This is a genomic window from Maribrevibacterium harenarium (assembly GCF_006385675.1).
Classification (GTDB): domain Bacteria; phylum Pseudomonadota; class Gammaproteobacteria; order Pseudomonadales; family Marinomonadaceae; genus Marinomonas; species Marinomonas harenarium.
Genome location: NZ_VFRR01000041.1, coordinates 1 through 20,486 on the forward strand (window position 1 = coordinate 1; position 20,486 = coordinate 20,486).

Below are 20,486 nucleotides of genomic sequence, written 5' to 3' on the forward strand. Positions count from 1 at the left end.
GGTAAGTGCCCGAGCGTAAGCTTGGAGCACTCACAGCCGGGAACACTGTTCGCCCGGCGATATGGAATATTTTTCCATACAACTAGGAACGGTAGATTTCCCCATTTTTACGCCGATCCCAAATTTCCCCTTGCCAAAATCCGTTACTCAGCAAACTGTCCCACATCACCCGATAGAAAACGGAATCATGACGCCCGGACTGAATCTTCGCCGGGCGCTCTCCGATCAGCTCATTGCGCTGGTAACCGGTAATATCAATGTAGGCTTGGTTGATATTCAGAATGTAGCCATCCAGATCCGTCACCACAACTGCATCCCGAATGAGCTCAATCATATCCGTACTTAAAGTAAGACAAGGGACGGCAAAACTTTCCTGTTCAGTTGTATTAGGCATATCGCCTCCAGAAATGCCTGCTAGAGGGAGCAATTGGCAATTGTTGAATTTTTAGTCAAGCAAAGGGAAATTTTAGGTGCGTAGGATTTAAATAGGATTGAGCTTTGTCAGCATATTGCGAGGTTTTGTTACAATTTATTAGGGATTTATGTAAACCAAATGAATATTTATTCACCTTATAAAATGAAACCATAAAAAAAATGCCACCTTGTGAGTGACATTTTTTCTAGAGAACTACTTTTCGATAGCAGTAGTTATTCAGTCTAGGTGCTCATGTTCAAGCAACAACAGCCCAGCACCAGTATTAGAAATCGGGCCATGGTAATTGCGATGAAGCTCAGTAACCTTACCGGTTAGACAGCCACGCATCCCAATCCACATATTTAGCTCGACCCCTTGCGCTCCCGCAATTTCGATCAAATCCAAGTTGCTGTACTTGGTTAACTCTTCTGGCTCAGAGACCAACTGATCCATACATTTCAGGTCAAATTCACGGTTAATGAACCCGGCACGTTCACCATCTAGCTGATGAGACAGACCGCCGGTGCCAAATACCACTACTTTCAAATCTTCAGGGTATGACTCTACTGCCCGTCCAATCGCTTGGCCTAAGGCGTAGCTGCGTTTCGGTTGCGGCATGGGATGCTGTTCACAGTTGATGCAAACCGGGATGACTTTTACATGCCCATATTTATGGCCTGGCCACATCAGGTTCAGAGGTACGGTCAAACCGTGATCCACACGCATTTCTTGACAAATAGTGAGATCAAAACCTTCATCCACTACCTTATTAGCGATATGCCAAGACAGCTCCGATTCACCGGTTACCGGTGGAATGGTCGGGATACCCCAACCTTCATCGGCGTTGTGGTATTCATCCGCCACGCCAAGAGCAAAGGTTGGTTTTTTATCAATAAAAAATTCTAGACCGTGATCGTTATAAAACAGAATGATCACATCAGGCTGCTTTTCATTAAGCCAATCACGCACCGGTGGATAGCCATCAAAAAAGGGCTTCCAGTACGGGGTTTCTTCCAAGCCATTTGCCATCGCATTGGCAATGGCGGGAATGTGGGAGGTGGTAACTGCACCGATAATCTTCGCCATTACACTTCTCCTCGGGCATTTTTCACTAACATGTCTTTAAACTCATCCACGCTCATGCCGGTTTGCAGCGCTCCGATATCCTGCATGTTGAGTTTCAATAATCCGGCATATTTCGCTAAGTAATAGATACTGCCCCCTTCGCGAAGCAAACCAATGATATCTTTATCAAAAATGGCCTTCTTTTGGGTGTCAGTCAGGCGGTACTTATTACAGTATGCTTCTGGGTCAGCATTAAACTCATCACGGGCTTGCTGCTCGTTGAAGGAGTAACACATTTTGTTCAATGCATAACCTTTTTTTGCCATCGCTCCATCGAACAAATAGGTACCGGGAAATTCCCGATCCGCATAACGCTCTGTCATGGTGTACCTCGATTTTATTGTTGTCAGTTTGCTGTACTGGTTATGACCAGTACAGGCGCATGGGATTATCAACCAGCAGCTTTTGTTGGAGCTCTTCGGTTACCGCAATCCGTGGAATCACATCGACCAAGTGACCGTCATCCGGCACATGGGACTTCATATTCGGGTGTGGCCAGTCAGTTCCCCAAAGCACTCGGTCTGGGAATTGTTCTACCAAGGTTTTGGCAAAGGGTACTACGTCGGAATAGTCTGGCGCTTGAAGCGTTAAACGCTCTGGGCAGCTGACCTTACACCAAACATTGTCGTTTTCAGCCATGAAGTTGATGAAGCGTTGAAAGTCAGGGTGATCCACCCCTTTCGCTACATCTGGGCGCCCCATATGGTCAACAACGATAGTCGTGCCAAGCTCTTTAAGGAAGGGAATCAGATCTTCCAAATCTGGTGCTTCAAAGTACACCACAATGTGCCAGCCAAGGGTTTTGATCTTCTCGGCAATAGAAAAAAACACTTCCCGAGGCGTGCTATCTACTAAGCGCTTAACGAAGTTGAAACGTACCCCACGTACACCTGCATCATGCATTTCTTGCAGTTGCTCTACGGTGAAACTGTCGTCAATAAAAGCGACGCCGCGAGCCAAATCCCCGGCGGTTTCCAAGGCATCCAATAGGGCGGCGTTATCGGTACTGTGGCAAGAAGCCTGGACGATCACGTTGCGAGAAAAACCTAGGTGATCGCGCAGTGAGAACAGTTGCTCTTTTGAAGCATCACAAGGAGTGTATTTGCGTTTTGGATGATAGGGAAATTTTTCCGCTGGTCCAAACACGTGGCAATGGGCATCAACTGCACCAGCAGGTGCCTGATAGGTTGGCTTACTAGGATTTGGGTGAAATGGAAGATAGTCTTTATCCATCATGTTAATTACCTGCTGTTATTCTTGAGTCGATAACGGATTCAAACCGTTACTATGAACAAATACTTTACCGTCAAAAAGCTTACGCGCCGTACGCAACAAGGCGGCTGACCCCACATTGCCGGCATCATCTTGATCCAACACGACCGTCATGCAACCGGTCGGATGCTCCACATCGAGGGTCATTCTGGAAGAAGCAGTGTAGGACGCTAACCCATTGGCGGGCGACCCTGGTAATACCGCTGCGGTAGCGACACTGACTGCCCCTAATACACCGATGGAGGCATGGCAGCGATGGGGAATAAAGGTACGCGTCGAAATAGCACCACCATTTTGGGGCGCTGACACCATGGTCATCTTAGGCACAGACTTTTCTTTCACATCCCCTAAGTTCATCATGGGGCCTGCTTTTAGACGAATCGCTTCCAGCTTGGCTCGCAAGGCGTCGTTGGCTTCCAGCTCTTCACGTGACTCTGTGCCGCTAATTCCCATGTCAGATGCGCGCATGACGACGCAAGGCATACCGTTGTCGATCATGGTGACTTCAACACCGTCGATCATATCAACGGCATTTCCTGTTGGTAGTAAGGCACCACAGCTTGATCCAGCCGTATCTTGAAAGGTAATTGGCACCGGAGCCGAAAAGCCAGGCACGCCATCAATACGGGCGTCACCTTCATAAACCACTTCACCGTCTTTGACCTGTACTCGGGCAACGGCGATTTGACCGGTGTTTTCCATAAAGATACGTACTTGGGTCTCACCTTCAACCGGATCGACTAAGCCCCGCTCGATGGCAAATGGCCCCACACCAGCGAGGATATTGCCGCAGTTTTGCGCGTCGGTAACGATGGCTTGATCAACGAACACTTGCAGAAACAAATAGTCCACATCCGCATCACCACGCTGGGACTTTTTCACTACCGCCACTTTCGACGCCAGTGGATCAGCACCACCCATACCGTCAATTTGACGGGCATCGGGGGAACCCATCACCCGTAGTAAAATGTCGGCGCGGGCTTGCTCGTCACTAGGTAAGGCGTCCGCCAGGAAGTACGCCCCTTTCGACGTACCACCGCGCATCCACATACATTCGATGCCCTTAGACATACTTGAGTCCTTTCTCCGCTAGGCGAGGACGCATGTCATAAATATCTAGGCCGAGCTCGCCGTTTTCCAAGCGCACTCGTTTGGCTTCTTCGTTGTCCATACGCTTGCGGGCCAGTTCGAGCACTTCGGCCGCTTTTTCACGGCGCACGACAACCACACCATCGTCATCTGCAACAATAACGTCTCCAGCGTTGATCAGTTGGTCAGCGCACACGATGGTCACGTTGACGGAGCCTAGCGTTTCCTTAATGGTACCTTCGGCGCAGACGGCTTTTGACCACACTGGGAAATCCATCTTGCGTAGGTCGCGGGTATCACGTACACCACCATCAATCACTAATCCCACCACGCCGCGGGCTTGAGCTGACGTGGCTAACAGGTCACCAAAGAAGCCGTGGTAAGACGGGGACGTTGGTGCAAATACCAACATATCGCCTTTTTGGCATTGTTCAATGGCAACGTGCATCATCCAGTTATCACCAGCCGCACCAGAAATGGTGATTGCCGAACCAGCAACGGCTTTATCCTGCTGAATAGGACGCATGTAGTGAGCCAATAAACCCACACGACCTTGGGCTTCATGAATGGTGGCCACACCACATTCGGCTAGGCCATCAATCACCGCTTGGTCTGCTCGTTCGATATGTTGTACTACGACGTTTTCGCGCATTGGTATTCTCCTATAAATAGTCGGTTAGATTTTCAAACGGGAGAAAACACGGCGAGTGTTATGCTCGAAAATATCTTGTTTCTGCTCTGCGGTCAGAACCGTATTCGCATCAATGTATCGCTTGGTGTCATCAAAGTAATGGCCGGTTTCAGGATCGATACCACGTACTGCGCCGATCATTTCCGAAGCGAACAAAATGTTCTTGGTCGGGATGATATCCAGTAGCAAATCAATACCACGCTGGTGGTATACACAGGTGTCAAAGTACACGTTGTTCAACACGCGCTCGGCTAAATCAAAGCCTTGGTCTTGGGCCAGACCGCGGAAACGCCCCCAGTGGTAAGGCACCGCACCACCACCGTGTGGAATGATAATTTTTAGATCAGGGAAATCTTTAAACACATCCGACATCATCAACTGTTGGAAGCCGGTGGTATCAGCACCAAGGTAGTGGGAGCCCGTAGTATGGAAACAGCTATTGCACGATGCAGACACGTGGATCATGGCTGGAATATCGTATTCACACATCTTTTCGTAGATAGGGTAAAACGCTCGATCCCCTAAGGAAGAGCCATTCCAATGACCGCCACTCGGGTCAGGGTTTAGGTTAATACCGATAAAGCCCATCTCTTCTACGGTGCGCACGATTTCAGGTACCGACTTGGCTGGATCAACGCCTGGAGATTGAGGCAACTGGGCAACCGGGACAAAGTTCTCTGGGAAGAGATCACACACCCGACGAATCAAATCGTTCTGGTGCTCAGTCCAATATTGGCTAGTGTATTCGTTACCGACATGATGGCCCATCCAGCTTGCCCGTGGCGAGAAGATGGTTAGATCAGTGCCGCGTTCTTTTTGTAAGCGCAACTGGTTATTGATGATGCTTTCGCGAATTTCGTCGTCAGTCACATGGATAGCGCCTTTTTCCCCCATGGCCAATGGATCTTTGGCTACGAGTTCTTTTTGCTTTTCGCGATATTCTCCCACGGCTGGCGGGGTAGTCGTGTAATGACCATGACAATCTATAATCATATTACTGCTCACCATTTTAATATTTATTGGTTATTGCGGCGGCTTGTGGGCTTTCTAATCACCCCATCGAACACCACAACCTAGTGTGAAAACAGTATTAAGACCCCACGTTAATTTGACTATTTCAAAAACGCGCAAACATTATTGCATTTTGATATAGGATATCGTTGCGATTTATTTATACTTCAAGAATTTTAGAAACCCACAGGGAAGGCTCACATTTTTGAATAGGCATTTCGACGACACCAATACCCTAAGCCACTGTTTCGTAATGATTTATTAATAAAGCGACTAAGCCCGATAGGGCTCACATGCCATTTTCAGCATACATTCTCCACAAAAAATTCATTTCTCATCCCCACTACTTTGAGTCATGTTGATTCGGGTCAGGCACATCCAATGCCGAGCAATTGACTCCAACGTTCACTGATAACCTGTGAGTTCTCAGAGAGATAAGTTATGGGTAGAGCAAAAAATAAAGGGTATTTTTTGTTTTACCCTATGGAAATTATCGACATGAGGTTTAAGATGGGATACCCCATCATTTGCGGGACTGTCGCTGTGGGCAGAAACAAACACAAAAATAATGAAATCGGGATTAACCCGAGCTTGGAGATGACTCATGAAGTTAACGAAAAAACTGATGTTAAGCCTTGTCGCTGCGGGTGTGGCCAGTGCGGTTAGCGCAGCGGATATCACCTTAACAATTGGTCACGTTGATCCACAAGAATGGACAACTTCCAAAAAAGGTGCGGCTACTGAAGTGTTCAAAAACCTAGTGGAAGCGGAATCCGGCGGTCGCATCGAGGTCAATGTTTATCCTGCTAGCCAGCTTGGCGGTGAAACCGACCTAGTGCAATCCGCTCAAGAAGGCATGATCAGCATGGCTATGGTATCTGGCGCCTTTGCTAAGGTATGTAAAGAAGCCGCAGTACTAGAGATTCCCTACTTGTTCCCATCTGCTCCAGTAGCTTGGGAAGTGTTAGACGGACAATTCGGTAAAGACCTTTCTGCTCATTGTTTAGAGCAAACTGGGTTGCGTACCCTAGCTTATGGTGAAACTGGTTTCCGTAACTTCACTAACTCCAAACGTCCTGTGGCGGAGCCGGCTGACCTTGACGGCCTGAAAATTCGTGTTATGACCCTGCCGCTTTATGTAGAAATGGTTAAAGCCATGGGCGCAGAGCCAACGCCGATCGCTTGGCCTGAAGTACCTTCTGCCCTAACTACCGGCGTAGTTGACGGTCAAGAAAACCCTGTCAGCGTTATTCACGCCAACAAGTTCTACGAGTTCCAAAAATACCTAACACTAGATGGTCACGTGTACGGCACAGATTTCTTGCTGATCAACGAAGATGTGTACGCTTCTTTAAGCGAAGCTGACCGCGCCATCGTTGATCGTGCTGCTAAAGTCGCCGGTACTCTCGGTCGCGCCATTCAGCAATTCAACTCCGCCAAAGGTCTAAAAGCGTTGGCAGAAAACGGTATGACGATCACCACTCCAACGGCTGAGCAATTAGCGAAATTCCAAGCCGCTGCTCAACCTGCGGTCATTGACTGGCTGAAAGGCGAAGTCGATCCACAATGGATTGATCGCGTACAATCTGCTGTGCAACAAGCGAGCGCGAACTAAGCTTTCTTGTTACTCTCAAATTAACCGGCGCCCATCTGATGCTCATTGGGTGTCGGTTAATTCTCCCCGTGTTTATTTCGAATTGGAAACGTCCATGAAGCGCCTATACAAGCTCCTTTTGTCCTTTTTGACTGGGTCTTCTTTATTCGTGGTCTTTGCTGTGGTTCTCGCCAGCAGTCTAAGTCGCTATTTATTTAATGCCCCGATTCAATGGAGTGAAGAGATCGCTAAGTACGCCATGATCTATGGCACCATGTTCGGCATGGTTCTTTGTTACCTGGAAGGTATACATATCCGTTTCACCTTTCTCGAAGACATGCTGGGGGACAAATTAAGGCAGGTGCTGTTCTTGGTGAGCGACCTAGTTGCCTTAGCCACCGGTGTGGTACTGACCTACTCAGGCTACCTGTTCATGATGAAGCGCGGCGCACTGCAAGCCCCAGGTACCGGCATTCAAATGTATTACTTCCAAGTCGCTATGGTCATTGGCGGTGCTTTGCTGGTGATTGCCGCCCTATTTCGCTTATCGACCTATCTACGTAAATCAACTACGTCACAACAAGGGTGATCCATTATGCTTGGTTTCTCTATTCTGATCGCATTGTTGGTGGTCGGTAGTCCCATTGCCTTCGCTATTCTACTGGCAGTGGTTGGTCATGTTTCCACTCTGCCATTTAACGTCAGCTTAGTTGCCCAGCGCGTGTTTGCTGGCCTTGACTCCTTTTCCATTCTGGCGATCCCGCTATTTGTGTTGGCCGGGGAGCTAATGAATGAAAGTGGTATCACTAGCCGCATCATCAACTTCGCTAATGCTTTAGTCGGTCATATGCGTGCCGGTTTGGCACAGGTGAATATCTGGGCATCCGTTATTTTTGCCGGGCTTTCTGGTTCTGCGGTGGCAGACACGTCCGCCTTGGGTCGAGTATTTATCCCAACCATGGAAAAAGAGGGCTACCCGCGTTCTTTCGCTGCTGCGCTCACTGCTGCCTCATCCGTCATTGGGCCGATGATTCCACCAAGTATTCCGGTGATTATCTATGCCTTAATATCTACCGGTGTATCGGTTCCAGCGCTATTTTTGGCCGGCGTCACGCCAGGTCTTTTCCTTGCGATTGGCTTGTCTATCTACGTGTATTTCTTTGCTGCACACTACGCACCACTAAAACCAAAGCTTTCTGCTAAAGAGCGTCTCAAGGCCTTTGTAGAAGCATGGATCCCCTTGTTCATGCCGGTGTTTATTGTCGGTTCGATCCTTACCGGTATCGTGACCCCTACTGAAGCCGCCGCATTTGCCGCTGCCTACGCCCTAATCGCTGGGATGTTCATTCTAAAAAGTTTGAAAATCGTCGATCTACCGCGCATTTTTAGCCGTGCTATGCGTGATTCATCGGTGATTCTGATCGTCATTGCGGCGGTTGCGGCAGCCAACTGGTTACTGACTTTCTCGCGGGTGCCACAAACCGTATCGCAGATGGTATTGGAGCAGGTTTCTAGCCCATGGATGTTCTTGATTCTAGTGAACATTATTCTATTGGTGGTCGGCTTATTCCTAGAAGGCATTGCCGCCATGTTGATCCTACTGCCGATCTTGCAGCCTATCGCCATGTCTATGGGGATCGACCCGGTTCACTTCGGAATTGTGGTGATTTTCAACCTGATGATTGGCCTAGTCACTCCGCCCATGGGGATCTGTTTATTTGTCTCAAACTCAATCGCCAATGTGGGGATCGCAGCGATCTCCCGCCAAATCATGCCCCTATTCCTAGTGGAACTGGCGGTATTGATATTGATTACCTTTGTACCTAGTACGGTGACCTTCCTACCAAGACTTCTGGGTTATTAGCCTTGACCCCGCCAACGTATTGACGCTGGCGGAGTTACTAAACTCCCCTATTTCCTTACGAATAAACACAACTCCTTGCTCGCTTAGTAACGAACCTGTATACCAATTAGGCTATGCTGATTCTTACTGAGCTTAATCGTCGGGAGTTCCCTATGTTTTTTCGTAAACCAGCAGCAGCCGATGCCATGGCAGAAAGTGGTGCCACATCGCTAGATACTGCACTAGCGGGCTCCATACAGAGGGCTATGCCAACCATTCGTTTTTCTACCGCAGGCATCATTGAGGATGCCAATGAGCTATTCTTGGCCGCGGTGGGTTATTCCCTTGACCAAATTAAAGGCAAGCACCACCGTTTATTTTGCTTTGAGGACTACCAACGCAGCGCTGAATATCAGCAATTTTGGCAGCAATTAGCCCAAGGTAAACAGCAGTCCGGCACGTTTTTACGACGCAAAGCCGATGGGAGCGAACTCTGGATCGAAGCCACTTATTTCCCACTTTACCAAGACGGAAAGCTCACCGGTATTTTTAAAATCGCGGCAGATGTCACCCAAGAAAAACAAAAATCTCTTTCCGAAAAGGCGCTAATCACCGCTATCCATCGCTCTAATGCAGTAATCGAATTTACTCCAGATGGTCATATCCTTGGGGCTAATGACAACTTTCTTACAGCACTTGGGTACCAACTCGGGGAAATTCTCAATCAACATCATAAACTGTTTTGCTTTGACGATTTTTACCAGGAGAACCCTCATTTTTGGACGCAACTAGCCTCTGGTGACATTAAAAACGGTATGTTTCAACGACGTACTAAACAAGGAGATACCATCTGGATCGAAGCGACATACAATCCAGTGATTGATGAGAGCGGCAAAGTGGTAAAAGTGGTGAAAATTGCCACCAACATTAGCGGGCGTATTGAGAAGCAAATTGCCATAAAAAACGCCGCCGAAGTAGCCTATCACACATCCCAAAAGACTTCGGCCATTGCGGAACAGGGGGCCAAGATTTTGCAACAAACGGTTGTTGATTCTAATCAAATCGTTGCAGCGATAAACCAATGCTCCCAACTCATTGAAGATCTCAATCATCAATCCTTAGAAATTTCCAAGATAGTCACCACCATCCATGCCATTGCCGACCAGACCAATCTACTTGCCCTTAATGCCGCTATCGAGGCAGCACGGGCGGGCGAATACGGCAGAGGCTTTGCCGTGGTTGCAGATGAGGTACGTACGTTAGCGGCTCGTACTAGCCAATCTACCGAAGAAATAAACGCCATGGTAAATCGAAATACCGAGCTAGTGAGTCAAACACAAAGTGGTATGCTCGCCGTTACATCCCAAGCGGGCACCAATTCCGAGCGCATCAGTGAAGCTGCAGGGATTATCGATAACATTTCAGAGGAAGCCGAACACGTCACCTTTGTGGTGGGGCAGTTGGTTGATAATTCTGAACAATGATGCGTCAAAACGCTCGATACTCCCCTACTTTCGCCACGGCTTTTTGGTAGCTAGGCTGCTCGCGCACTCTCTCTAACCAAGCTTGGATATGGGGGCTCTTCGCAAGGGTTTTCCCTTGTTCCATTGCCAGTAACGGGAAGCTCATCTGAATATCTGCAATAGTAAAGTGCTGTCCCGCGAACCATGGTTGCTTAGCCAAATGCTGTTCCATGAGTGCCACCATTGGCGCTAGCCTTGGCTGTATAAAGCCAGCTTTTACGGCATTGCCAATTCCTTTGGCAATGGGGCGCACGAAGAAGGGCATCGGCTGGGTTGGGATCTTGTCGAATAATAGCTGCATCACTAGCAGTGGCATCAATGAGCCTTCAGCAAAGTGGAGCCAGTAGCGATAGTCCCGCAAATCCACGTCACTGAGTGGCTTCAAGGTACTGTTATGGCCATAACGTTCCACTAAGTACTCTAGAATGGCTGCCGACTCCGCGATAATCACACCATCGTCTTCTAACACCGGGGCTTTACCCAGCGGATGAATTGCCTTTAGCTCCTCTGGTGCTTCATTGGTTTCAGGCACGCGCTGGTAGTGACGAATCTGATAATCCAACTCCAATGCCTCTAGGGCCCAAGCAATACGCTGGGAGCGGGAGTTTTCCAAATGATGTAGTGTGATCATAAAAGGCGCCTAACCCTTGGTGCGTTTTGTCTGGTAAGTGAAATCTGTATAAGGATTACGCACGAAAGGCCGGTTTAGATGACAAAAAAATCCCCGTTTAGCAAGCTAAACGGGGATTTGAATAGACACTTAATTTAGGGAATTAAGCGTGCTTTTTGTATTGGTAAGCGTAGTACACCACTGGGATCACCAATAGGGTCAACACAGTAGAAACCAACAAACCAAAGATCAAGGAGACCGCTAAGCCACCAAAGATCGGATCATCGATAATGAAGAAGCCCCCCATCATCGCCGCGACAGCCGTTAGCATAATCGGCAACGCCCGTACCGCTGCGGCATTAATCGTTGCTTCTTGTAGGTTCTTACCTTCGCGCACTTCTTGCTGAATGAAATCCACCAACAAGATGGAGTTGCGCACAATAATCCCCGCCAGCGCTATCATGCCGATCATACTTGGGGCAGTGAACTGTTGGCCCAACAGAGCATGGCCCGGCATGATACCGATAATAGTCAACGGGATCGGCGCCATGATGATCAGCGGTACTGAGTAGCTCTTGAACATCCCCACAACTAGCAAGTAGATCATTACCAGACCAACCGAGTAGGCAATTCCCATATCACGGAAGGTATCCAAGGTCACCTGTAGTTCACCATCCCACTTTAGACTCCAGCGGTATGGGTTTTCAGGCTGACTGTTCAAGTACTGATCTAAGATCTGACCGTCGATCGGCGTCTGTTCTAAGGCCATATACACTTCCGCCAAGCTGTAGAGCGGACTATCCAAGTGGCCTGCCGCATCGGACATCACATATACCACTGGCAGCATATCTTTGTGGTAGATACTTTGATCGCGCGTGGTTTTCACCACTTGCACCACTTCAGACAATGGTACCAAAGCGTCGGATTGCGAGCGTACTTTCAGGCTAGTGATAGCTTCAATACGGTTTTTCTCGCTACCAGGTAATTCCAAGCGTACTGGAATGGCTACTTTGGCGTGATCATCGTGTAGGTAGGAGACGTTCTCACCATTCATAGCGGTATTGATAGCGCTAGTAATCGTTGCTTGATCCACACCGAAGTAGGCAGCACGGGCACGGTCAACCACGATATTCAGCTTAGTTTGTGGCGCTTCAATGGTGTCGTCCACATCGACGATATCATCCACTTGCTCGAAGGCTTGACGCACTGAACGGGCAACTTCCACCTGTTTGTCGTAGTCAAGGCCGTATACCTCTGCCACTAGGGGTGACATCACTGGTGGGCCCGGTGGAACTTCCACCACTTTGACATTAGCGCCATATTGTTTCGCAACTGGGGCTAGTAAATCACGGGTCGCTAGGGCGATCTCGTGACTCTTACGGTCACGCAAGCTTTTATCGAGCAAGTTGACCTGAATATCCCCCATATGTGGCTGACTACGTAGGTAGTACTGACGCACGAGGCCATTGAAGTTGATCGGCGCCGCGGTACCTGCGTACAACTGGTAATGGGTAACCTCTGGCACGGTGTCGATCTTGTCAGCCAACGCCTGCAATACGATTTGTGTGGTTTCCAGAGCGGTGCCTTCTGGCATATCGACCACCACTTGGAACTCACTCTTATTGTCAAACGGCAGCATTTTAAGTACGACTTTCTGGTACACAGCCAAACCAACCGAACCGGTTATAAGCACCAAAATAGTCACTAGCAACAAGACCCGCGCCATACGACCGTCTTTTTTACGCAGGAACGGTGTCATGATGGCTTTGAAGAAGCCATAGAAGCGACCATTACCGGAGTCTTCGGCTGGCGCATGATCATGGTGCACATTTTCGAATAAACGACGGTACAACCAAGGGGTAAAGATGAATGCTACCGCAAGGGAGATCAACATACCGGTAGAGGCGTTAATCGGGATAGGAGACATATAAGGCCCCATCAGACCGGTAACAAACGCCATTGGTAATAGAGCTGCTATAACGGTAAAGGTCGCCAAGATAGTCGGGCTACCCACTTCGTCCACCGCAACCGGGATCGCCTCACGCAAGGACATCTTGCCCAGCATTAAGTGCCGGTGAATGTTCTCCACCACCACGATAGCATCGTCAACCAAAATCCCGATGGAGAAAATCAACGCAAACAAGGAGACTCGGTTTAGGGTAAAGCCCCACGCCCAAGAGGCAAACAGGGTCATCGCCAAAGTGACGATAACGGCAGCACCCACCACGATGGATTCACGACGCCCCAGAGCAAACACCACCAATACAATGACCGATAGGGTTGCAAAGATCAGCTTTTTAATCAGAGTTTGTGCTTTGTCTTCCGCAGTCGCACCGTAATCACGAGTGACTGTCGCATCCACACCATCAGGGAAGTAGATACCGCGCAGCTGCTCAAAGCGCTCAATCACATTACTCGCTACGTCTACGGCATTTTCCCCTTCTTTCTTCGCCACGGCTAAAGTAATGGCTGGGTAACGGCCACGAATATCCAGATCAGACGCTGGCCCAACACCATGCAACACATATTGGCTTGGCGTGTCTTCACCATAACTGATGCTAGCGACATCTCTTAGGAATACTGGCGCACCATTTACAACGGAGACAACTAGATCGGCAACTTCGCTAGGATTCGTCAAAAACTGACCAGCTTGTACCAGCACTTCTTGCTGATTTTCCAATAGGGAACCCGCCGCATAGGAGGTATTCGCCACGCCAAGTGCACCACGCAGGTCATTCAAACTTAAGCCGTAGGAAGACAGCTTCTGGGCATCAAACTGCACTTTAACGACGCGATCTTCGCCACCGACAATACTAATCTCACGAGTACCGGGCACACGCTGTAACTCAGTTTGTAAGGTACGGGCAATACTCATTAGCTCGGCATTGGTAACGGAACCGTCACGACTCCACAAAGTACCCGTAACGATTGGCACATCGTCGATACCTTTCGGCTTGATCAACACCTGACCCACACCGCTATTAGGTGGCACCCAGGCCCCTTTGGCATAGAACGCATTGTACAAGCGCACAATGGCATCGGTGCGGTTCTCGCCAATTTCAAAGCGCACTGTTAAGGTAGACATACCCGGCGAGGATACCGAGTACACATGTTCCACACCCTTAATTTCCGACACAATCTGCTCGGCAGGGGTGGTAACAAGGGATTCCACTTCCTTGGCGGAAGCGCCCGGAAAGGGAATAAACACGTTAGCAAAGGTAACGTTAATTTGTGGCTCTTCTTCACGGGGAGTAATCATCACCGCGAAAATACCCAACAACAAACCCACCAATGCCAATAGTGGCGTAATTTCTGTGGTTAAGAAGGCTTTCGCAATACGGCCAGATAAGCCCATGCGATCACCAGATTGTTGATCACTCATGGGATACTCCTAGTTGGCTTTAACCATACGGCTGTTTTTGTAAGCGACAGCAGCATCAATTGGGTTCGTTGCCACTTGCTCACCTTCCTGTAATCCCGCTAATACGGGGTAGCGGCCTTCGCTATTCAATGAACCAAGACGCACCAAGCGGAACTGCAACGCACCGTCGGCGAGCACATAAACACCGGTGACTTCTCCACGATGGGCAACCCACTCCTGAGGTACCGACAATTCTTCACGATTACCAGTTACAAAACTCACTTTTACCATGGTTCCAGGGTAAAGGTTGTGATCCCCTTCTGGAAGATTCACTAACACTCGGAAAGTATGGGTTTGCGCGTCGGCACTGGGTGGAATGCGCAGCTCGGTGCTGGTTAATGCTTTGCCTGATGCGTCAATATGCGCTTCCCGATACATGCGGACTGGCGCGATGCTACTTTGGGGAATATTTACCTGAACACGCAGCGCCTCTAGTGACAAACCTGCCATTAATGGCGAGCCGGGAGCAACACTCTCCCCCACTTTCACCGAGCGACTGAGGACAATACCGTCATAGGGCGCATACACTTTGGTGTAGGCCAAGTTCTGACGCGCTTCTTCCAAAGCCGCTTTCGCCGACTTAAACGCCGCCTCGGCCTGATCTAAATTGGCTTTGGCGATCAATTTGTTGTCGTACATCTTTTGTAGGCGTTGGTATTGGGCGGAAGCCTCATCGAACTGAGCCTGAGCACTTGCCACGCGGGCACGCTGTTCGGTGTCAGTAATACGGACGATTAAATCGCCCTTACGCACTTCATCCCCCACATCGACACCCACTTCTAACACTCGGCCAGACGTTTGGGCAGAAACAGTGCTTTGATTGATGGCTTCTAATACGCCATCAAAGGTCTGCACCTGTGAGACAGAGAGTCGTTGGGCAGTTTGAGTCACTAGATCAGGTAGTTCACCGGAGGCGAACCGAGGCGTAACTTCATTTGCATACACACCAGTGGTGAGTACCGCAAATGCTGTAGCTAAGAGAGTTTTTTTGGCAAACATAAGCTTCCGTTACCTTGTTGAGTCCAATGCTTACTAAGTAAAGCCCCTGTCTTTTACAGAAGCAACCTAGCAATCATGGAAAATCAATATTAGAATATCCTAATACATTAGATAAAACGCAACTACATTGCAAGACTTTTCGTGTGAAGTGGGAAAGTTTTAGCAGCAAACGGTGACAAAAGGATGTCTGGCAGGATTAGTGCTGCCGACACCCTATCACTACCACAGTATAAAACGCGATATTACTCAGTGGTGTAACCATAGGAATGAATGATTTCCCTGGCGTCTTCACTAGTCAAATAAGATAACAGGGCTTTGGCGCCGGCGCTGTCTTTGGCCCGGTTCAGTAACACGGCATCTTGACGGATTGGGGAGTACAATTCAGCAGGAATAATCCAGCTAGACCCCCCCTTGATTTTCCCTTTCTCCATAATCTGAGCCAATGCCACCAATCCCAAATCGGCATTTCCCGAATGCACAAATTGATAGGTTTGCGCGATGTTTTCACCCATGACCCATTTCGCTTCAGTGGCACTTCTGAGCTTAAGTGATTCCAACACTTCTACCGCCGCTACACCATAGGGCGCGAGTTTCGGATTAGCCAATGCAAGCTTATTGAAGTCGCCACTCTTCAAGCGGGTATCATCGTGCGCAAAATCCGCCTTGGCTGACCACAATGCCAGTGCGCCTATCGCATAGGTAAAGCGACTGCCCGGTACGCTAAAGCCAGCTTTTTCCAAAGCCTCTGGCTTATTCTGGTCAGCCGACAAAAAAATCTGAAAAGGCGCGCCATGCTGAATTTGAGCAAAGATTTTGCCCGATGAACCGAATGACAGCACGACTTTATGTCCTGTGTTTTGCTCAAACTGTGCAACAACTTCCTGCATGGCTGCATTGAAGTTAGCAGCGACAGCGGCATGAATTTCCTCCCCATGAGCGGGGCTGAGGAAAAGATAACTCAGAGCAATGGTGAGTAACTTTTTCAGAGTGCGCATAGACCTCTCCTTAACTACTAAGACTTCGTATAGTGTGAACGGTTAAATCAAATCAGCAAGGCGTGGATTGATAAGGGAAAAGCTAAGGTGGAGTACGATCAATTTGCAGAACCACTTTTCGCGGGGCTGGTACACCCGAGAGGATTCGAACCTCCGACCTCGCCCTCCGGAGGGGCGCGCTCTATCCAGCTGAGCTACGGGTGCATTGCAGAAAGTGGCGGGATTATAAGGGGTTACGACGCTCGACTCAAGGCAAACGGAAGAAATTCCCCCATATCCATGCCTAGGTTTACGGGAGAACCTGATCTCACGTCACAGATGCAATCTCGGCAAAGAGATGATTCGGATTGACCGGCTTCAATACTTAGCCCTGTCCCCCCGCTTGCAGAGCACGTTCCCGATCTTCTGGTTGGCACATTGCAGAAACAAATATAATAGGGATTGACCAAGTATCCTCGCAGCTTTTGAGGTAGCTGCACACTTGGTAACCACTCATTTCCGGCATCATTACATCGAGTAGAATCAAGTCTGGCGCCGGTGTAGCACGAGCTCGTTGTATCGCTTGCTCCCCATTTTTAGCTACCGTTACCCGGTAATTGTCTCCCAGCAGTTCCGCCAAGATTTTAATATTAAGTGGCTCATCATCCACGACAAGAACGGTTTTTTTCACGATATTACACTCCTCCTAAGGGCTGCTATTGTCGTGAAAATTCCGACTTGTGTCTGTTACATTTCGTGACCAGTACTGCCCCGCATAACCAAATGGGTAACAAAAAACAATCTGCCATTAACAAATACTAAACATCCATTAGATATAACTCAATTAAGATAGGCTAAGATGTATTAAAAAAATATTATACAAATCCATACTAACTCATCACGGATAGATACCCTAAGGGGAACAAATGAAAAACAACCAACCTATAACCAATGTAGAACAACGCTTCCAGCCAGGGGAGCTACTCATTTCCTCCACCGACCTAAAAGGTGTGATCACAGACTGTAATGATGCTTTCGTTAGGATCAGTGGCTTCACTAGACAGGAACTCATTGGCAAATCCCATAATATTGTACGCCACCCGGAAATGCCCGCAGCCGCCTTTCAGATTCTTTGGGAAACGGTGAAAAATGGTAAACCCTGGATGGGGCTAGTTAAAAATCGCTGTAAAAATGGGGACTACTATTGGGTTGACGCGTATGTCACTCCGATTACTGTGAATGGCAAAGTGGTGGGGTATGAGTCCGTTCGGCGGGAACCAAGTCGCAAGGATGTGGCTCGGGCAGAACGCTTTTACCAACGCCTCAACAGTGGCGCTACGGGAGAGGGAACATTATCTCGTGTACTGCCTTGGTTGGTATTTGGCATGGCGTTTCTAGCCAGTATTGGAATAACCACGGCATCTCCCTACATAGGCGCAGGTGCTTTTGCGGTACTTGCCGTCGCCTTCCCATTGTGGCAACAGCGTAAATACGCCCAAGGTGTGAGTCGCTTGCTAAATTTTGTTCCTAGTGCTTTCAAGCATCCCGTAGCGATTGCGACCTACACGGATCAAAAAGGCGATTTAGGTAAACTCAGCACCGCCATACAAAGCGAAAAATCTCATCTTAATACAGTATTGACCCGCATTGATTATGCCGCGACCAACTTAGCCAATGATGTTGGGCGCAGTGCCCAATTAGTGGATGGCGCAAAGAACGCTATGTATCAGCAGAATCAAGAAATCGAAATGATGGCTGCGGCGATGAATCAAATGTCGACTGCTATCTCGCAACTGAGCGCCAATGTGCAAGGTATTGCGGATCGGGCACAGCAATCTGGTAGCGATTTGAACACTGGGGTGAGCTACTCGGCGGAGTCTAAAAATGCGATTCAAAGCCTTAATAACCAAATGGCTCAGATGGGTCAGGCTATCGAGCGTTTAGTCTCCCAAACCTCTACCATTGTCGCCTCAGCCCAATTGATCGAGGATATCGCTGAACAAACCAACTTACTGGCGTTAAACGCAGCGATTGAGGCGGCTCGAGCTGGAGAATCAGGCCGGGGGTTTGCGGTGGTCGCAGACGAAGTTCGTGGATTAGCGGCGAGAACACAAGAGTCTACCATCCAAATCCATCAAGCCATCCATGAATTTAATGCTTCCGTTACGGAATGTGTCGAGTTGACAAAACTGGGAGCTGACTCCACCCAAAAAGGCCTCGATAGCTTAATTGCTACCGAACAAGTCATGTCTTCTTGCACCGACAGCATGGATAAAATCGTTGGCATTGCCGTAGAAATGGCGGCCGCGGTCGAACAACAATCCCATGTCGCCGAAGAGGTGAATCAACAGGTTGTATCCATCGCAAATTTATCGAAAACCAGTGTTGACAGCGCCGAAGCTGCCAATCAAGAGTCAGAACGATTATTCGCTGTCACCAATCAGCTACAGGAGCTGGTCAAAGGCTTCGCTCGTTAATCTGTGGCACTTTAAGGTATGATGGTTGTCTAATATTCATACCCAGAGCAACGAGACGCTTTATGCCAACGACTGATCTGAATGTCCACATTCCGCTTTCTGAACTCATGCTTTCGCTAACCACGGCATTAGACATGACGGAAGGCCAGCCACCGGAGCATTGTATTCGCTGCTGTTGGATTGGCATGAATATCGGTCAGCGGCTCGGTTTAGACGAAAAACAGCGCTACGATCTGTTTTTCACGCTACTGCTAAAAGATGCGGGTTGCAGCAGTAATGCCGCCCGTATTTGCGAACTGTATCTTACTGACGACCAAGAGTTCAAAAAGAACTTTAAAACCGTCGGCACCAGTCTTTCCAGCGTTCTCAATTTTGTCATTCGCAATACCGGCACCGGCACAAGCTGGCTCAAGCGGATTTCTACCACCATTGATATTTTGAAAAACGGTGGTGACTATGCTCAAGAACTGATTGAAACCCGCTGTAGTCGTGGTGCAGACGTGGCCCGGGAACTGCGTTTTAGTGAAGATGTAGCAGATGGTATCGCCAGTCTCGATGAACACTGGGATGGGGAAGGGAGACCGCTACAATTATCAGGACAGGAAATCCCCCTCTACTCAAGAATCGCCCTGCTCGCCCAAGTGGTCGATGTTTTCCAACAAGAGGAAGGCTTCGCGGCTGCTTTGGCGGAAGTACAAAGTCGCAGCGGCACCTGGTTTGACCCAGAACTCGTCAGCATTCTTACCCAGCTAATGTCTGACCCAAGCTTTGTAGCAACCATAAACAGCAGCGATATACGAAAACAGGTGTTAACCCTTGCCCCCGCCCAAACCCAAGTCCTATTAGATGATGACTACTTCGACTGTATCGTAGCGGCGTTTGGTAAAATCGTGGATGCGAAAAGCCCCTACACTTCCGGCCATAGCCAACGGGTTGGGGTATATGCTGGTTTGATTGCCCAAGAACTCGGACTGGATGAAAACGAAATAAAGTGGGTAGAACGGGCAGCATTACTTCACGACGTGGGTAAGCTAGGGGTCAGCAACAGCATTTTGGATAAACCCGGCAAGCTAGATGCGGTTGAATGGCAAGCGGTACAAGCCCATGCCAGTTTCACAGAAACCATCCTAGAGCAGATTACCCCACTCAAGCCACTTGCTAGGATCGCCGCCTCTCACCATGAGAAGCTAGATGGCACGGGGTATCCACGAGGTTTACCGGCAGAAGAAATTCCACTGATCACCCGAATCATTACCACGGCAGATATTTTCGATGCCATTTCTGCGGAACGTCCTTACCGTGGCGCCATGCCCATTTCTAAAACTCTGGCAATCATGGAAGAAAACTTGCACACCGCCATCGACGAGCGCTGTTTTCGTGCCCTACAAAAGGCATTAGATAAGATACCCAAAGACTGGTTTATCGAGGAGTGAGCGCTAAAT

Annotated in this window: 18 protein-coding genes and 1 tRNA gene; 6 read left to right on the plus strand and 13 right to left on the minus strand. The window is 48.8% G+C overall.

Annotation, left to right across the window (positions count from 1 at the left end; translation table 11 throughout):
* Positions 1-82: 82 nt before the first annotated feature.
* The 7 genes from FJM67_RS14390 to FJM67_RS14420 all read right to left on the minus strand — a co-directional run bounded on the left by FJM67_RS14390 (position 83) and on the right by FJM67_RS14420 (position 5,585).
* Positions 83-394, minus strand: a complete 312-nt coding sequence (locus tag FJM67_RS14390; RefSeq protein ID WP_140590688.1) for a PAS domain-containing protein — start codon at positions 392-394, stop codon at positions 83-85.
* Between the two features lie 258 nt (positions 395-652).
* Complete coding sequence (locus FJM67_RS14395) at positions 653-1,501, minus strand: class III extradiol dioxygenase family protein (protein WP_140590692.1); 849 nt, start codon at positions 1,499-1,501, stop codon at positions 653-655.
* The gene (locus FJM67_RS14400; protein ID WP_140590694.1) at positions 1,501-1,863 is read right to left on the minus strand and encodes a protocatechuate 4,5-dioxygenase subunit alpha; all 363 of its coding nucleotides are present in this window, start codon (positions 1,861-1,863) and stop codon (positions 1,501-1,503) included. Before FJM67_RS14400 ends, FJM67_RS14395 begins: the two co-directional genes overlap by 1 nt.
* 40 nt (positions 1,864-1,903) lie before the next feature.
* Entirely contained in the window at positions 1,904-2,776 is an 873-nt protein-coding gene (locus tag FJM67_RS14405; protein WP_219845997.1) for an amidohydrolase family protein, read from the minus strand.
* Positions 2,777-2,791: 15 nt separating this feature from the next.
* Positions 2,792-3,883: a 4-oxalomesaconate tautomerase gene (locus tag FJM67_RS14410; protein WP_140590697.1), complete on the minus strand. Its 1,092-nt coding sequence runs from the start codon at positions 3,881-3,883 to the stop codon at positions 2,792-2,794.
* Positions 3,876-4,553, minus strand: coding sequence for a 4-carboxy-4-hydroxy-2-oxoadipate aldolase/oxaloacetate decarboxylase (locus FJM67_RS14415; protein ID WP_140590700.1), 678 nt, complete (start codon positions 4,551-4,553; stop codon positions 3,876-3,878). Before FJM67_RS14415 ends, FJM67_RS14410 begins: the two co-directional genes overlap by 8 nt.
* Positions 4,554-4,577: 24 nt before the next feature.
* Complete coding sequence (locus FJM67_RS14420; protein ID WP_140590704.1) at positions 4,578-5,585, minus strand: amidohydrolase family protein; 1,008 nt, start codon at positions 5,583-5,585, stop codon at positions 4,578-4,580.
* Between the two features lie 622 nt (positions 5,586-6,207).
* Between FJM67_RS14420 and FJM67_RS14425 the strand changes: the two genes are divergently transcribed.
* From FJM67_RS14425 to FJM67_RS17920, 4 genes are all read left to right on the plus strand, one after another.
* Positions 6,208-7,218, plus strand: a complete 1,011-nt coding sequence (locus FJM67_RS14425) for a DctP family TRAP transporter solute-binding subunit (protein WP_140590707.1) — start codon at positions 6,208-6,210, stop codon at positions 7,216-7,218.
* A 94-nt stretch (positions 7,219-7,312) separates the two neighbouring features.
* Positions 7,313-7,786 carry a TRAP transporter small permease gene (locus tag FJM67_RS14430; protein WP_140590711.1) on the plus strand — a complete coding sequence of 158 codons (474 nt, stop codon included), beginning with the start codon at positions 7,313-7,315 and terminating at the stop codon, positions 7,784-7,786.
* Positions 7,787-7,792: 6 nt separating this feature from the next.
* A complete protein-coding gene (locus FJM67_RS14435; protein WP_140590714.1) occupies positions 7,793-9,061 on the plus strand; it encodes a TRAP transporter large permease in 1,269 nt (422 codons plus the stop codon).
* A gap of 152 nt (positions 9,062-9,213) precedes the next feature.
* The gene (locus tag FJM67_RS17920; RefSeq protein WP_140590717.1) at positions 9,214-10,524 is read left to right on the plus strand and encodes a methyl-accepting chemotaxis protein; all 1,311 of its coding nucleotides are present in this window, start codon (positions 9,214-9,216) and stop codon (positions 10,522-10,524) included.
* A 4-nt stretch (positions 10,525-10,528) separates the two neighbouring features.
* On the opposite strand, the gene FJM67_RS14445 is transcribed toward FJM67_RS17920, so the two are convergent.
* From FJM67_RS14445 to FJM67_RS14470, 6 genes are all read right to left on the minus strand, one after another.
* Positions 10,529-11,194: a glutathione S-transferase family protein gene (locus tag FJM67_RS14445; protein ID WP_140590720.1), complete on the minus strand. Its 666-nt coding sequence runs from the start codon at positions 11,192-11,194 to the stop codon at positions 10,529-10,531.
* Positions 11,195-11,336: 142 nt separating this feature from the next.
* Positions 11,337-14,555: an efflux RND transporter permease subunit gene (locus tag FJM67_RS14450; protein ID WP_140590722.1), complete on the minus strand. Its 3,219-nt coding sequence runs from the start codon at positions 14,553-14,555 to the stop codon at positions 11,337-11,339.
* Between the two features lie 9 nt (positions 14,556-14,564).
* Positions 14,565-15,593: an efflux RND transporter periplasmic adaptor subunit gene (locus tag FJM67_RS14455; RefSeq protein WP_140590725.1), complete on the minus strand. Its 1,029-nt coding sequence runs from the start codon at positions 15,591-15,593 to the stop codon at positions 14,565-14,567.
* 242 nt (positions 15,594-15,835) lie between these two features.
* Positions 15,836-16,588 (minus strand): molybdate ABC transporter substrate-binding protein, encoded by a 753-nt coding sequence (gene modA, locus FJM67_RS14460; protein WP_140590728.1) that lies wholly within the window; start codon positions 16,586-16,588, stop codon positions 15,836-15,838.
* Positions 16,589-16,715: 127 nt separating this feature from the next.
* Positions 16,716-16,792: transfer RNA gene (locus FJM67_RS14465), tRNA-Arg, on the minus strand.
* A gap of 160 nt (positions 16,793-16,952) precedes the next feature.
* Positions 16,953-17,258 (minus strand): response regulator, encoded by a 306-nt coding sequence (locus FJM67_RS14470; RefSeq protein WP_219845999.1) that lies wholly within the window; start codon positions 17,256-17,258, stop codon positions 16,953-16,955.
* Between the two features lie 235 nt (positions 17,259-17,493).
* Here FJM67_RS14470 and FJM67_RS14475 point away from each other — a divergent pair, with 235 nt between their 5' ends.
* Together FJM67_RS14475 and FJM67_RS14480 are read left to right on the plus strand one after the other, a co-directional pair.
* On the plus strand, positions 17,494-19,044 hold the full coding sequence (locus FJM67_RS14475) for a methyl-accepting chemotaxis protein (RefSeq protein ID WP_140590733.1): 1,551 nt from the start codon (positions 17,494-17,496) through the stop codon (positions 19,042-19,044).
* A gap of 62 nt (positions 19,045-19,106) precedes the next feature.
* Complete coding sequence (locus FJM67_RS14480) at positions 19,107-20,477, plus strand: HD-GYP domain-containing protein (protein ID WP_140590736.1); 1,371 nt, start codon at positions 19,107-19,109, stop codon at positions 20,475-20,477.
* Positions 20,478-20,486: the final 9 nt, after the last annotated feature.

Coding starts and splice junctions, on each gene's coding strand:
- FJM67_RS14445 (WP_140590720.1), bottom strand. CDS start 11,194: ATGATCACACTACATCATTTGGAAAACTCCCGCTCCCAGCGTATTGCT.
- FJM67_RS14410 (WP_140590697.1), bottom strand. CDS start 3,883: ATGTCTAAGGGCATCGAATGTATGTGGATGCGCGGTGGTACGTCGAAA.
- FJM67_RS14455 (WP_140590725.1), bottom strand. CDS start 15,593: ATGTTTGCCAAAAAAACTCTCTTAGCTACAGCATTTGCGGTACTCACC.
- FJM67_RS14475 (WP_140590733.1), top strand. CDS start 17,494: ATGAAAAACAACCAACCTATAACCAATGTAGAACAACGCTTCCAGCCA.
- FJM67_RS14405 (WP_219845997.1), bottom strand. CDS start 2,776: ATGATGGATAAAGACTATCTTCCATTTCACCCAAATCCTAGTAAGCCA.
- FJM67_RS14420 (WP_140590704.1), bottom strand. CDS start 5,585: ATGATTATAGATTGTCATGGTCATTACACGACTACCCCGCCAGCCGTG.
- FJM67_RS14415 (WP_140590700.1), bottom strand. CDS start 4,553: ATGCGCGAAAACGTCGTAGTACAACATATCGAACGAGCAGACCAAGCG.
- modA (WP_140590728.1), bottom strand. CDS start 16,588: ATGCGCACTCTGAAAAAGTTACTCACCATTGCTCTGAGTTATCTTTTC.
- FJM67_RS14435 (WP_140590714.1), top strand. CDS start 7,793: ATGCTTGGTTTCTCTATTCTGATCGCATTGTTGGTGGTCGGTAGTCCC.
- FJM67_RS14480 (WP_140590736.1), top strand. CDS start 19,107: ATGCCAACGACTGATCTGAATGTCCACATTCCGCTTTCTGAACTCATG.
- FJM67_RS14390 (WP_140590688.1), bottom strand. CDS start 394: ATGCCTAATACAACTGAACAGGAAAGTTTTGCCGTCCCTTGTCTTACT.
- FJM67_RS14400 (WP_140590694.1), bottom strand. CDS start 1,863: ATGACAGAGCGTTATGCGGATCGGGAATTTCCCGGTACCTATTTGTTC.
- FJM67_RS14395 (WP_140590692.1), bottom strand. CDS start 1,501: ATGGCGAAGATTATCGGTGCAGTTACCACCTCCCACATTCCCGCCATT.
- FJM67_RS14425 (WP_140590707.1), top strand. CDS start 6,208: ATGAAGTTAACGAAAAAACTGATGTTAAGCCTTGTCGCTGCGGGTGTG.
- FJM67_RS14450 (WP_140590722.1), bottom strand. CDS start 14,555: ATGAGTGATCAACAATCTGGTGATCGCATGGGCTTATCTGGCCGTATT.
- FJM67_RS17920 (WP_140590717.1), top strand. CDS start 9,214: ATGTTTTTTCGTAAACCAGCAGCAGCCGATGCCATGGCAGAAAGTGGT.
- FJM67_RS14430 (WP_140590711.1), top strand. CDS start 7,313: ATGAAGCGCCTATACAAGCTCCTTTTGTCCTTTTTGACTGGGTCTTCT.